A 14,144-nucleotide genomic window follows, 5' to 3' on the forward strand; every position below is an offset into this window, starting at 1 on the left:
TATAAGAATATAAGGGGAAAGATTAATAACCTTTTTTTAAATCGACTTGATTTTTAACGACAGATTGATTTGAAACAAAAGATGTTAGATTTTGTAAAAAGATTGCCATAAATTTTTGTTGAAAATGTGGTACCATCCCTGCGATGTGAGGTGTAATTAAAATATTATCGAGCTGCCATAATGGATTAGTTTGAAGAAGCGGTTCTTCTTCAAAAACATCTAGTGCAGCATAAGCAATGCTTCTTTTTTGGAGTGCTACAAGTAAAGCGTTTGTGTCAACGCTAGCTCCTCTTCCGACATTAACAAAAGTTGCAGTGTGTTTCATAACGTTGAAAAAGTCGGCATCATATAAGTGATGAGTTTGTGTTGTGAGCGGTAAGATGTTGATGACAAAATCAAATTGTTTAACGATTGATTTTAACTGTGAAATAGCAAAAGTTTGTTCAAAATTTGCTACTTTATGGCCTGTTGTATTTACTCCTACAGGTTGATTTCCTAATAATTTTAATGTTTTAGCCAGTTCTTGACCAATTTGGCCAGTACCTATGATAAGAATTTTTTGTTCTTCTAATTTTCCGTAAAAAACAGCTTGACTCCATTTTTTATGACGTTGACCAATCGCTGCTTCATTAAAGCCCCGCAGACGCATCAAAATAGTTGTTAAAACATGTTCACTAATTGCTTCTTTGTGAATGCCTTTTGCATTGGTTAATAAAATATTTTTACTTTCAAAATCTTTAAGTGGTAAATAATCCACCCCAGCAGAAATGCTTTGTACCCATTTTAAATTAGAGTTTAAAGCTAACAGTGGTTGCCATTCTTTTTGCCAGCCAATCGTAACTGCAACTTTTTCCCAATCTTCTTTTGCATGAATCTCTGTAATAAATTGAAATTGAGGGGCTATTTTTTTCATTTGATCGAGATACTCAGATTTAAAAGAACGTTGTGATAAGATAAATTTTGTCATAAGGACATCTCCTTTTAATGATTAGCTACTTTCATTGTATCAAAAGGAACAAAAAAAGACTCTTTTCTAAATTTGAAAAGAGTCTTTTGATTAAGTTAAACTTTGTCTTTGCCAGCCAGGCCTTTTATCACTTGATTGTAAATAAATAAAGTTGCAATCAAGATGAACATTGTTCCGTCAAATCCCATGGTTACAAGGTGAATTAATGCAGTTATAACAACTGGGAGTGTTGCTGCAAAAACAATAATTTTGAAATTTTCAAAACTACTTAAGTTGAGTCGGCGCATTTTTGTTTGCAATGTTGCGCCAAGAGTGGCAAATAATAGTGTCACGAGTAAATTGATGACACTAGGATAAAGAGAAACTAAAAAGGCAATCAGATACATCCACCAAGGTATTTTAGCGTCTTTTAAGTACTCACGAATATGTTGGCCGTCTAAGCCTTTTAAAGCAGCTTCTGTGTAGGGGATAACTAGTTGATTGTCACCTAATAAAGCAGAACCTGTTCCAGTACTTGGCATGGCAACGACTAGACTGCCTTTTAATAGACCGATACTTAAAAAGTTGCCAACCATATCGGTAGTAATATCTTTTTCAGTACGCTTTCCTTCTGGATCAAAAGTAAAAATAATTGAATCCGTTTGATAGATAAAACCTTTTTCATTTTCTTTTGCCGGCGTAAGTTGATTATTTTCTATAGTAAAATCGGGAAGTTTTGCGGCAATTTTTTGACCATCTTGCTGGATTTCATGAAAAACACCACTTACTTTGTAAGCAAGAGGCAATGCTAGAACAGCTCCCAATATAAAGACATAACCAATTATCTTTCCAAATGGTAATTTTTTTGCTTCCAGTAATTTTTGAAACTGGAAAAAAGAACTTTTCATTAGTGATAACATTCAGAGCAGGACTCCTTTTATAAGTATTCAATCCATTCTATCGAAGGTCTTGTGCTTTTACAAGGAGAATTGGTGGTAAAATAGAAATAATGACTAGAAACAATATTGAAATTACGATAAGATACATAAATGAGGTGAGTTAATGAAAGGTTATATTCAAAAGATCATTAAAAATGAACGGTTAGTGGAAATCATACTTTATATTTTTTTTGGTGGCTTGACAACAGTGGTTAATTTTGTTGCGTATTTTATAGCGCGAGACCTATTCCACTTTAATTTTGTGATTTCAAATACTATTTCATGGATTTCCGCGGTTTTGTTTGCTTTTATAACAAATAAAATTTGGGTTTTTAAATCAAAAAGTGAAAGCTTTTTCGAACTGATTATTGAGTTTGGTAAGTTTATTTTTTATCGTTTGCTTTCTTTTGGAATTGATATGGGATCCATGTTTATTTTTATCAAAGTTTTTCATTTATCAGATTTTATAGCAAAACTTTTGACCCAGATATTTATTGTGGTTTCTAACTATTTATTTAGTAAGTTATTTATTTTTAAAAGTAAAAAGGTAAAGGTGGATAATATTAAATGAAAAAGAAAGTATTAATTTCTATTCCATCGTATAGTGAAGAAGAGAATGTTTTTCCGCTGTATCAAGCATTGGATGAAGCATTATGTTCGGTTTATGATCGCTATGAATTTGAATTTCTATTTATAAATGATGGTAGTACAGATCATACAGTAGAAAAAGTCATGGAGTTAATGGAATTTTCTCCTTATGTTTCTTTAATAGACTTATCTAGAAATTATGGAAAAGAAACTGCCATGGCAGCTGGTTTTGATTATTTTAATCATGATGCTTTAATTACAATTGATGCTGATTTACAACATCCGCCTGCGACGATAATTGAAATGCTTAATTTGTGGGAACAGGGCTACGAAGATGTTTATGCAAAACGCAATAAACGAAATGGTGAATCGTGGTTTAAAAAGTCAACATCTAGATGGTTTTATAAAGTTTTAGAGGCAATGTCTGATGCTCCTGTATTAGCAGATGCCGGTGATTTTAGACTTTTAGATAAAAAAGCAGTCGAATCATTACAAGAACTAAGGGAAACACAACGTTACACAAAAGGACTCTATAGTTGGATTGGTTTTAAGAAAGTCGCAATTGAATTTGATGCCAATGAGAGGTTACATGGCGAAACAAAGTGGAATTTAGGTTCGTTGATAAAACTTGCAATTGAAGGTATTACTTCATATACAACGGCTCCTTTAAAATTATCTATGTATTTTGGTTTTCTAGTTTCGTTTGCGGCCTTTATCTATATGATATACGTTTTAATTAAAACCTTAATTTTAGGCGCAGATACATCGGGATTTCCTTCTCTAATGATCATGATGCTATTTCTCGGAGGATGTCAGTTAATTTCTATAGGTATTTTAGGTGAATATCTTGGAAGAGTATTTATAGAAAGTAAAGGACGTCCACTATACTTTATTGAAAATAAATATAGAGGAAAAGCTTTTTTGGATGATAAAAAAGATGAAATTACTAAATGAAACAAGCATATTTTTTGAATAATTGACTTTTCTTTGATAGTGTTTACATTGTAAATAACATTTAGGAGGAGTTTAGAAATGGCTTATACTTTACCAGAATTACCTTACGCATATGATGCATTGGAACCTTATATTGATGTGGAAACAATGCACTTACACCACGATAAACATCACAACACTTATGTAACAAATTTAAATGCAGCTTTGGAAAAATATCCTGAATTAGCTGAAAAAAGTGTCGAAGAATTGATTGCATACATGGATGAAATTCCAGCTGATATTCGCACTGCTGTTCAAAACAATGGCGGTGGACATGCTAACCACACATTCTTCTGGGAAATTATGGCACCAAATGCTGGTGGCACACCAACTGGCGCTCTAAAAGATGCCATTGATGAAACGTTTGGTTCTTTTGAAGATTTTAAAAATGAATTTAAAACAGCTGCGACTGGACGTTTTGGTTCTGGTTGGGCTTGGTTAGTAGTTGATAACGGTAAATTGGCTATTATGTCTACTGCTAATCAAGATTCACCATTGATGGAAGGTAAAACACCAATTATCGGCTTAGATGTTTGGGAACATGCTTATTATTTGAAATATAAAAATGTGCGTCCTGATTATATTGCAGCTTTTTGGGAAGTTGTAAATTGGGATAAAGCCAATGAACATTTTGAAAACGCAAAATAAGTAGTCTAAAGTGTGGTGAAGGGAAACTTTCACCACATTTTTTATTTGGAGGAAACAATTTGGAAAAAAAGAAAATTGAAACACAACAAGAAATCGCAGTATTATATCCTGTTATTGTCGAAATTTGGCAAGAGTGGTTTACGCCAATTATTGGAGCAAAACAAGTGGATTTTATGTTAGACAATTATCAATCAAAAGAAAATATTGAAGCAGAAATAAAACGAGGTGCTCGTTATTTTGCGTTATTAAAAGAAGATGAAATGATTGGTTATACAGCCTACGAAATTAAGGATACAGCAATCTATATTAGTAAGCTCTACATCAAAAAAGAATTTCGAGGACAGGGGTTGATGCGTGAAATTTTTACTTGGTACGATAATTTAAGTGAAAAATTAGGCTTAAAACAACAACTGCGAGTAAATCGGAATAACGCACATTCCATTGCAGTGTACGAACATTGTGGCTTTAAAATTGTTGCTACAAAAGACGATGAAATCGGTAATGGCTTTATTATGAATGATTATATTTTAGAAAAATAAAATTTGCTACCGCTTCCAATTTTGGTTATAATTAAGTGACGGGTGATCCGTTAAATTATATTTTTTGGAGGCTACACGAAATATGGAACAAGGAAAAGTGAAATGGTTTAACAACGAAAAAGGGTTTGGCTTTATTACAACTGAAGGTGGCGATGATGTTTTCGTACACTTCTCAGCAATTCAAGGGGATGGCTTCAAATCTTTAGAAGAAGGCCAAGATGTTGAATTTACAATCGTTGAAGGCGCTCGGGGTCCACAAGCAGCTGAAGTAACTAAATTATAATTTAGTTTTTAACCGGATTTTATTCCGGTTTTTTTCTTTATTTGCCTTTTTAAATCTTTTTTGCTATCTTCGTTATATGAAAAAGAAACGAGGGAAAAACATGAAACGTGTTATTACTTATGGAACCTTTGACTTATTGCATTATGGCCATATTAATTTGTTACGGCGTGCCAAAGAACAAGGTGATTATTTAGTCGTTGCTCTGTCAACGGATGAGTTTAACTGGGATGAAAAACAAAAAAAATGTTACTTCAGTTATGAAAAACGTAAACAATTATTAGAAGCAATTCGCTATGTAGACTTAGTAATTCCTGAAGAAGCCTGGGATCAAAAAGTTAGTGACATCGAACTTTACCATATTGATAAATTTGTAATGGGAGACGACTGGGCAGGTAAGTTTGATTTTCTGCAAGAAGAAACAGAAGCTGAAGTTATTTATCTCCCCCGGACACCTGAAATCTCCACTACGCAAATTAAAAACGATTTAAAATTGTAATAATTTCGAAAAAGTCGAGAATTTTCTCGACTTTTTCATATTTTTGGTCTATTTTATTAGAGGCTGTTTTGACCAATAAATAAAATATGGTATGATGTAGCGTGAACTATTTCAAGTCAATATCTGGTAAAGGATGAAGATTTTGGAAAATAATATTAAAGTAAGAAGCACCCTTGTTACAAAAGAGTATGATTTGTACAAAAAGAAATCTGATAAAGTAAAGGCACTCTTCAAGTTTTATCATCGTAATGTTCCCCGTTTTTGGGCATTAAAGGGAGTTAATTTTGAAGTAAAAGCTGGTGAATCTGTTGGAATTATTGGAATTAACGGTTCTGGTAAATCGACGCTTTCCAATATTATTAGCGGTATCATTCCGCCAACTTCTGGCACGATGGAAGTAAATGGCGATACATCAATTATTGCTATTGGAGCTGGTTTGAAGCCGCAATTAACCGGGATTGAAAATATCCGCTTGAAGGCTTTAATGACAGGTCTTACTAATAAGGAAATTGATGCCAAAATGGATGAAATTGTAGCTTTTGCTGACTTAGGTGATTTTGTGAACCAACCGGTTAAAAGTTATTCCAGTGGTATGAAATCACGATTAGGATTTGCAATTGCAGTTCACAATGATCCCGATATTTTAATCATTGACGAAGCCCTATCTGTTGGTGATGAAACTTTTTATCAAAAATGTGTCGATAAAATTATGGAATTTAAAGCACAAGGAAAGACTATTTTCTTTGTGAGTCACTCGTTGGCTCAAGTCGAAAAACTCTGCGATAAAACTATTTGGATGCATTATGGCGATATGCGTGCTATTGGACCTACCAATGAGGTGATGAGCGAGTATAAAGAGTTCATCAATTGGTTTAAAAAGTTGTCTAAAAAAGAACAAAAAGCTTATCAAGATAAGTGTAAAGAAGAACAAAAATCTTTTAACCTTACTAAACTGGCAGAAAACGCTAAACAAGATCAACATTTAGTGGCACAAAAACTACCTGACGATCAAATTAACAAGAATTTAAAGCGGACGCCATTAGGTGATAAAATGACAGGAGTAACAAAAGCTGTTCTCGTTGGTGCAACTATTGCGACAATTTTCTTTTCGTTAGTATCATTTAGCGGACGCTCTTTAACACATGCTATTAAGCATCCCGTAGATACCATCGTACAAGTTTTTAAATAAGGATGACTATTGCTAGTCGTTGATATGTAAAGGAAGATTTTAGTGAAAGAAATTTGGTTGATAATTAAAGAACAGTTTCAACATTTAGGAATGATTTTTCGCATGTCCCGCTATGAAGATAAGGCCACTTATCAAAGCCATTATTTGGGACTTGCGTGGCAAATTTTGAATCCCGCCATTCAAGTAGGAATTTACTATTTGGTTTTTGGAATCGGTATGAATGGCAATCGTAAAATGGATGGTGTTTCCTTCTTTGTCTGGATGATTATGGGGATTACAGCTTGGTTTTATATAAATACATCTATTTTGGGTGCGTCAAATTCGATTCATCGACAAGTTGGTATGGTAGCGAAAATGAAATTTCCCGTCAGTGTCTTGCCGACCATCAATATTGTTAGTAATCTTTCTTCTTATTTTCCCATGCTTGCCATTGTGGTGGGTGCGCTCTTGGTATCTGGGGTGACACCGACAATTTATTGGTTGCAGTATATCTATTATTTCGTTTGTATGTTTGTATTTCTATTTGCTTTTGGTATTTTAAACTCGACTATAACTGTTTTAATACGAGATTATCATATCTTTTTACAGTCGGTTTTACGCTTGCTTTTTTATGTTTCGGGAACAATATGGGATATCAATAATCGCAATCTCCCCGTCTGGTTGGTTAAAATACTAAAACTTAATCCAATTTATTACATTAATGACGGCATCAGAGACTCCTTTTTAAGCCGAGCTTGGTTTTGGGAAAAAGCCAATTATACCTTAATATTTTGGGGAATTATCTTAATTCTGCTTATTTTAGGGAGTCATTTGCATATGAAATTCCGGGCCCGTTTTGTTGATTATATTTAAAAAAGAGGCGATCAGATTTGATCGCTTCTTTTCATTTATGTTGCAAAAGTGTTAAGTTTGAGTAATAAAAGTAATCCGGCATTGCCCAAAGTAGAAAATTATGGCAGAATTTATACGATATTCCACAAATGAAAAAGTTAACTTAAGAGGTGTCCAATGCGTTTATATCAAAAAATTATCTTAGGAATCGTGGGTGTAATCACTGTCGCTGTTTTAGGGGCGACTGCTTACGGAATCAAAATGTACCACGATGCAAACAGTTCGTTTAATGCTATCGTTGAAAAGATTGATCGAAAAAATAGTCGCCATGTTTCAAAAGCCAATATTGATAATACCGAACCTTTTTCTGTTTTATTAATGGGGATTGATACCGGTGCTTTAGGAAGAACAGAACAAGGTCGTTCAGATTCGATGATGGTGGTAACGGTAAACCCAGAAAAGAAACGCTCAACAATTGTCAGTTTAGACCGTGATATTTATACTCAAATTGTTGGTTACGGTACGATGGATAAGTTAAACCATGCGTATGCTTTTGGTGGTGTGGAAATGGCAATGGACTCAGTAGAAAATTTGCTGGATATTCCATTAGATCATTATGTGTCGATTAATATGCAAGGATTACGTGATTTAATTGACGCTGTTGGCGGAATTACTGTGAATAACAAAATTGATTTTACCCTAGAAGGTGTCCACGTTCCAAAAGGTGAAATCAAATTAAATGGTAAAACTGGTCTGGCCTATGCGAGAATGCGTAAACAAGATCCAGAAGGTGATATTGGCCGCCAAAAACGCCAACGTGAAGTAATTACGAAAATTGTCAATAAAGTGATGAGTATTGATAGCGTGGCAAACTATCAAAAAATCTTAAAAGCCGTTGAAAAAAATACTAAGACCGATCTTTCTTGGGACGATATGTTAGATATTGCTAATAATTATATTCCAGCTTTTAAAAATATTGAGCAAGATCAACTAGAAGGCGAAGGCCAAATGATGAATGGTATTTATTACCAAATGTTAGGTTTGAATCAAATTTTGACTATGCAAAATAAATTGAAAGCAGAGTTGAATTTACCTACAAGTGAAACTTTACCAACTGGTGATGAATACACAAGTGGATATGCGCAAGGACAGTTTTATGATGATACTAATCAAACCTCAGACGCTGATGGCTCTGTTCAAAATGTAACAGGGACACAAGGGTATGATGATGGTAGCCAAACTACTTCTGGCTATGATCAAAATTACGAAGAACAAGCTGCTTACTAATAGTACGCTAAAAAAGACAATCTCGAGTAGTTTTCTTGAGGTTGTCTTTTTTCATTCTCAAGATTTTTTTGTTTTGTAGTTACCCACAGTTTATAAAAAACAAAAAGTAAGAAAAAAGAATGTTTCACAATTTATGAGAAAAAGATAATGGTTAAATCCATTAAATTACCCGATTTTATGATAAAAAATTAAAAAGATAATTATTCTTGTGGAACATTTTATCTTTAGATTAAAAACAAGCTTAAGGTTTTATTTATTTGAGGAATAAAACTGTATTCTTACTTGTTTTTTGGTAAAATAAGACGGTACTCATGTTTTGGAAGGATTTGACTCATGAAAGATCTTAAAGATAAATTTACAAAAGCGCATATCGAAAAAAAATTGAAAGACGGACGGGCACCTTCAAAAACGGCGCCGCGTTCCCATGTTCCATTTCGTTTAAACTTTCTTTTCTTTATTATTTTTGCCTTATTTATTGCTTTAATTGCACAACTTGGTTATTTGCAAATTGTTAATGGCGATAATATTGCCACCCAGCTAAAGGCTTCTTCGACAATTGATATTAAAGGCAGTACACCGCGAGGAATGATTTATGATGCTACGGGTAAAGCGTTAGTTACCAATAAAGCTAATCCTGCCATCACTTTTACCAGAGGAAATACAATGTCCGCTGAGGATTTGTTGAAAATTGCGAACCGTCTGAATGAATTAATCGATGTTCCGATAGATAAAACATTACAAGAACGAGATTTGAAAGACTATTGGTTGGCTGACCCGAAGAATTTGAAAAAAGCTAATGATCGCTTAAGCACCAGCGAGAAATTAATTACTGACCAAAGTAAGCTTTACGCTAAATTGGTCGATAAAGTATCTGCTAAAGAAATTGAATTTGATACGAAACAAAAAAAAGCTGCAATGATTTTCAAACGAATGAACAGCGCATCTGCTTTAAATACTGTTTATATTAAAAATCAAGATGTGACCGATGAAGAATTAGCAGTTGTTGCTGAACGTGCAAGTGAATTGTCAGGAGTTTCAACTGGAACTGACTGGACACGTGACTACGCCCAAAATGGCTCTTTACGTAGTATTTTAGGTAAAGTTTCAACAGAAACTACAGGGCTTCCTGCTGAAGATTTAGACAAATATTTGGCAAAAGGTTATGCTCGTAACGATCGGGTTGGAACGAGCTTTTTAGAAAAACAGTATGAGGATGTTTTACAAGGAACAAAATCACAGTCTGAAGTATTGTTAGATCGACAAGGTAATATTTCAAGCCAAAAAGAAGTCTCACCTGGAGCAAAAGGAGATAATTTAGTGTTATCTATTAACGCTGAATTTCAAAAACGGGTAGAAGCGATTTTGAAAAAAAATTATCAAGGCTTAATTGATGCAGGTAAGGCGGATTATTCACCCGGGGCATACGCTGTAGCGATGGACCCCAATACTGGTGGTGTCTTAGCTATGGCTGGTTTTTTGCATAAAGAACAAAGTGATTCATTAGAGGAACATGCTTTAGGAACTGTTCAATCAGCCTTTGTACCTGGTTCGGTAGTAAAAGCAGGTACACTTACAGCTGGTTGGCAAAATGGGGTTTTAAATGGCAACGAAGTCCTATACGATGAACCAATAAAAGTCAACGGTACCGCTGTTAAAGCATCAATCTATAATAAAGACGGTAGTGGGAGCCGTAATTTATCGGCTCGTAAAGCACTGGAGATTTCATCGAATGCTTATATGATGAAAGTTGCTTTTAAATTACTACACATGGACTATCAATATAATATTTCAATGCCTTTAATTGACAAACAGATTGGCACCTATGATGCTTTGCGAAAAGCATTTTCTGAATATGGGATGGGTGTAAAAACAGGTATTGATCTTCCTGGTGAAGAAAGTGGTTTGATTAAAGATACTCGGTTCCTAGATTCCCAAAATAATGGGGGGAGTGTACTCGATTTATCTTTTGGTCAGTTTGATACTTACACACCAATGCAACTTGCACAATATGCTGCAACAGTGGCAAATGGTGGTAAAAGAATTCAACCCCATATCGTGAGTGGAATTTATGGAAACGATGCTGAAGGCAATTTAGGCAATTTGAAAAAAGCGATTCAGCCGAAAATTTTAAATACTGTTAATCTTTCAAAAAGTCAAATGGATATTATTCAAGGTGGATTTTACGATGCCGTTCATGGGAATGATCCTTATACGACTGCAACTGCTTTAGCGGGAGCAAAAATGTCAGCTTCAGCTAAAACAGGTACGGCAGAAACCTCTGTTACTACAAAAAATGGTAAACTGATTGATACCATCAATAGTAATATTGTCGCTTATGGGCCATCTGATGATGCTAAAGTCGCTATTAGTGTAATGTTGCCAAACTTGAAAAATGATAATGATCATGTCAATGTCATTATTGCTAAAGAAATCATGGATGCTTATTATGATCTTTACATGAATAACTAACTATATTTTTAGGCGGTGTGACAAAATTCTTGTCGCATCGTCTTTTTTTGAAATAGAAGGTGTAACAGCTGCAGTTTCTTTTTAATAAATTGAAGTTTCACAAAAAGTTGGGTTGGCCTTAAGAAACGCAGTTATTACTTGTCAACTTTAATTCTTTGCGCTACTGTTAATAAGACATTTTTTAAGGGAGAAAAATCATGAGTAAAGACTTTGAAACACAGATGAATTTGTTACGCACAAAATATGGTAGTCTAACAATGGCAGAAAGACGGCGTATTTTAGAAAAAATAAGGCGCAAAAATTTATTTAGCTATCGAAAATTAGAACGGTTGAAACACGAACTTTTGCGCTTAGAGGCCAAAAGAGCGCAAACAGAGTTGGAAGAGCAGCCCAAAGAACTAAAAGAACTCGAAGAAAAAATTGTAGCGCGCAAAGAAATCTTTTTAAAATTATTGTGTGAATTTAAACAAAAGGAGTAAGGGATGGAGTTAGTTGAATTAATTATTTTAATTGCTGTAGCCATTACATTTTCCAATATTTTAGCCAAGATTATTCCGACTGTACCTATTTTTTTCATCCAAATATTCTTTGGTATTTTAGTTGGTCTATCAAGTTATGGTCGGACGTTGAATTTTCGCCCAGAAATTTTTCTAGTGTTGATTATCGCACCACTTTTGTTTCGGGAAGGAGAACATGCGGATCTACCTGTCATTTTTAAAAATTTCGGGACGATTTTATCTTTAGCTTTTGGTGGCGTACTTGTAACTTTAGTGGCGGTGGGAATAACGTTACATACTTTAATGCCAACCATTCCTCTGGCAGCTTGTATGGCTTTTGGTGCGGCTTTAGGACCAACCGATGCTGTGGCAGTGTCTTCTATTACGAAATCGTTAAAAATTCCTCCACGGGTAATGCGAATTTTAGAAGGCGAAGGATTATTAAATGATGCTTCTGGTGTAACGGCGTTTCAATTTGCTACTATCGCATTAGTTACTGGGAGTTTTTCTATCTGGCAAGGTTCGTGGCGTCTACTGTTTGCTAGCGTTGGCGGAGCTCTTGTGGGGATCGTTGTAGTTTGGGGAAAAAGAAAATTAATCCGTTTAATTGAGCAATTATCTGCCCAAGATGTGACGGCTTATTTGTTGATTGAACTCTTATTACCCTTTGTAGCATACGTTTTTTCTGAAATTATTGGTGTATCTGGCATTATTGCCGCTGTTGTAGCGGGAGTTATGCAAGCTACTGGACGGCAAAAAGTAACTTTATTTCAAGCAGAACTGGCAAATGTTTCTACGGCAACATGGAATACGATTGTCTTTACTTTAAATGGTCTCGTCTTTATTTTTTTGGGAATTGAAATCTCGCAAGTTTTTTCACCAATTTGGGAAAGTGATGTTTATGCTAATTGGTTATTACTGTTGGTTATTGTAGCAGTTACGATCATTTTGTTTTTTATTCGTTTTATTTTTTTGCTACTTTTAAATCTTTTTAGTGCTAAAAAAAGTAAAGCAAAGTCGTGGCAAGAAATTTTACTTTTAACATTTGGTGGGGTGAAAGGAACCGTCAGTTTAGCAACTATTTTTATTTTACCAACTAGCCTTCATGGTGAGTTATTCCCACAACGTAGCGTTTTATTATTTTTAACCGCTGGAGTTATTTTGTTAAGTTTGATCATTAGTTTAGTTGTTTTACCTCAAATTTCTGATGGTGAAGCAGAAGTACCAGTTGATGAAAAAGGACTCGCTATCTTATCAGAAGTCAAAGAAGAACTAAAGGTAGATCAGTTAGATGAAACATTAACAGAAAATGAACAAATTGCATTAAAAGCTGTAATCCAAACGTATGAAAACCGAATGTGGGATATTTATACGGTAGCTATGACAGAAAGCGAACGGCAAGAAGTACAAGAAATCCAGGCGTTAATTATCGGTATTGAACGGGATGGTTTAGATGAAAGTTTTCGCCGCCATGAAATTGATGGTAATACCTATCGTTTTTATTCTCGCTTTATCGCTAACTTTCAACATTCGGTAGGACAGCAAATTTTGTCATTTCTCGCTTTTTGGTTATTAGTAGTGAGACGAATTATCCGGGTGATTTTGCACCCTAAACTCTTTTTTGAAAGAAGACAAAATGCTCCTAAACAAATGCAACCAAATGACTTAAATCAAATTAAAAAAGTATACTTGCGTAATACAAAATTAATTAAGCAAAGTTTGTCTAGTTTAGATGGGGTTTATGATGAAAAAATTATCGCCCATTTCTTAGAGCAACGTCAAAATATGATGGGACAATTGGAGCTAAATGATTTTATGGCAGCAGTCATGATTCGACAAGATCCCGCTTATATTAAGGAAATGTTACGTGGTTATTATTTGGAACGTAAAGTGATTGATTTATTTGAAACGGCTGGAACTATTACAACTTTTGCAGCTAATGAGTATCGCCGTAAAGTGAATCTTTTAGAATCTTATGCAATGGGGCAGACAGGTAACTTACCAAGAGTACCTTTTTTTAGAAAAATCTAAAATCACAGGTGATTTTGATTCGTAAAAAGGGCTAGCTCATTTAGTATTTGCTGATGAATAAATGAATGCAAAAAATAGTTGCTTAATTTAAAAATGTTACTAAGGGTGCCACATCTAAGTCTCAAAGCAAAAATTTAGCTTTGGCGGTGGGGCATTACTTAGTAACATTTTTTTGTTTGGTTAAAAATGTAGCATAGTTAATTTTATTAGTATCTAAGAGAAATATCATGGCTAAAAATCGACCACATCTTATAGTTTTCAGACAATTGAATTAGATAAAAATTGAATGAAAAAACAAAGTTTACACAAAATGTCTAACTGTTTTTTTTTACAAATAATGGTACAATGTGTGAGACATTGGAGGGTGACAAATGAAAGAATTAAAAGTGACAGGACTACACAAAACTTA

Annotated in this window: 14 protein-coding genes; 12 read left to right on the forward strand and 2 right to left on the reverse strand. The window is 34.3% G+C overall.

What is annotated here, in order from left to right:
• Window positions 1–22: 22 nt before the first annotated feature.
• A complete protein-coding gene (locus RU96_RS01340; protein ID WP_071863747.1) occupies window positions 23–967 on the reverse strand; it encodes a phosphoglycerate dehydrogenase in 945 nt (314 codons plus the stop codon).
• A gap of 95 nt (window positions 968–1,062) precedes the next feature.
• Window positions 1,063–1,866 (reverse strand): DUF1189 domain-containing protein, encoded by an 804-nt coding sequence (locus RU96_RS01345; RefSeq protein ID WP_071863748.1) that lies wholly within the window; start codon window positions 1,864–1,866, stop codon window positions 1,063–1,065.
• Between the two features lie 142 nt (window positions 1,867–2,008).
• Between RU96_RS01345 and RU96_RS01350 the strand changes: the two genes are divergently transcribed.
• The 12 genes from RU96_RS01350 to RU96_RS01405 all read left to right on the forward strand — a co-directional run bounded on the left by RU96_RS01350 (window position 2,009) and on the right by RU96_RS01405 (window position 13,735).
• On the forward strand, window positions 2,009–2,455 hold the full coding sequence (locus RU96_RS01350) for a GtrA family protein (RefSeq protein WP_071863749.1): 447 nt from the start codon (window positions 2,009–2,011) through the stop codon (window positions 2,453–2,455).
• The gene (locus RU96_RS01355) at window positions 2,452–3,426 is read left to right on the forward strand and encodes a glycosyltransferase family 2 protein (protein WP_071863750.1); all 975 of its coding nucleotides are present in this window, start codon (window positions 2,452–2,454) and stop codon (window positions 3,424–3,426) included. The genes RU96_RS01350 and RU96_RS01355 overlap by 4 nt, the downstream gene beginning before the upstream one ends.
• A gap of 78 nt (window positions 3,427–3,504) precedes the next feature.
• Window positions 3,505–4,113, forward strand: coding sequence for a superoxide dismutase (locus RU96_RS01360; protein WP_071863751.1), 609 nt, complete (start codon window positions 3,505–3,507; stop codon window positions 4,111–4,113).
• Window positions 4,114–4,172: 59 nt separating this feature from the next.
• Window positions 4,173–4,652, forward strand: a complete 480-nt coding sequence (locus RU96_RS01365; protein WP_071863752.1) for a GNAT family N-acetyltransferase — start codon at window positions 4,173–4,175, stop codon at window positions 4,650–4,652.
• Window positions 4,653–4,734: 82 nt separating this feature from the next.
• Complete coding sequence (locus RU96_RS01370; protein ID WP_071863753.1) at window positions 4,735–4,935, forward strand: cold-shock protein; 201 nt, start codon at window positions 4,735–4,737, stop codon at window positions 4,933–4,935.
• A 100-nt stretch (window positions 4,936–5,035) separates the two neighbouring features.
• Window positions 5,036–5,431: a glycerol-3-phosphate cytidylyltransferase gene (gene tagD / locus RU96_RS01375; RefSeq protein WP_071863754.1), complete on the forward strand. Its 396-nt coding sequence runs from the start codon at window positions 5,036–5,038 to the stop codon at window positions 5,429–5,431.
• Window positions 5,432–5,564: 133 nt separating this feature from the next.
• Window positions 5,565–6,620, forward strand: coding sequence for an ABC transporter ATP-binding protein (locus tag RU96_RS01380; protein WP_071863755.1), 1,056 nt, complete (start codon window positions 5,565–5,567; stop codon window positions 6,618–6,620).
• Window positions 6,621–6,662: 42 nt separating this feature from the next.
• Window positions 6,663–7,472, forward strand: coding sequence for an ABC transporter permease (locus tag RU96_RS01385; RefSeq protein WP_071863756.1), 810 nt, complete (start codon window positions 6,663–6,665; stop codon window positions 7,470–7,472).
• Window positions 7,473–7,628: 156 nt separating this feature from the next.
• Window positions 7,629–8,738, forward strand: coding sequence for an LCP family glycopolymer transferase (locus RU96_RS01390; RefSeq protein ID WP_071863757.1), 1,110 nt, complete (start codon window positions 7,629–7,631; stop codon window positions 8,736–8,738).
• 333 nt (window positions 8,739–9,071) lie between these two features.
• Window positions 9,072–11,207 carry a penicillin-binding transpeptidase domain-containing protein gene (locus RU96_RS01395; RefSeq protein ID WP_071863758.1) on the forward strand — a complete coding sequence of 712 codons (2,136 nt, stop codon included), beginning with the start codon at window positions 9,072–9,074 and terminating at the stop codon, window positions 11,205–11,207.
• Window positions 11,208–11,404: 197 nt separating this feature from the next.
• Window positions 11,405–11,686, forward strand: a complete 282-nt coding sequence (locus RU96_RS01400; RefSeq protein WP_071863759.1) for an AAA family ATPase — start codon at window positions 11,405–11,407, stop codon at window positions 11,684–11,686.
• Between the two features lie 3 nt (window positions 11,687–11,689).
• On the forward strand, window positions 11,690–13,735 hold the full coding sequence (locus RU96_RS01405; protein WP_071863760.1) for a cation:proton antiporter: 2,046 nt from the start codon (window positions 11,690–11,692) through the stop codon (window positions 13,733–13,735).
• The last annotated feature ends 409 nt before the right edge of the window (window positions 13,736–14,144 follow it).

Source organism: Enterococcus canintestini, assembly GCF_001885735.1.
GTDB classification, from domain to species: Bacteria; Bacillota; Bacilli; order Lactobacillales; family Enterococcaceae; genus Enterococcus_C; species Enterococcus_C canintestini.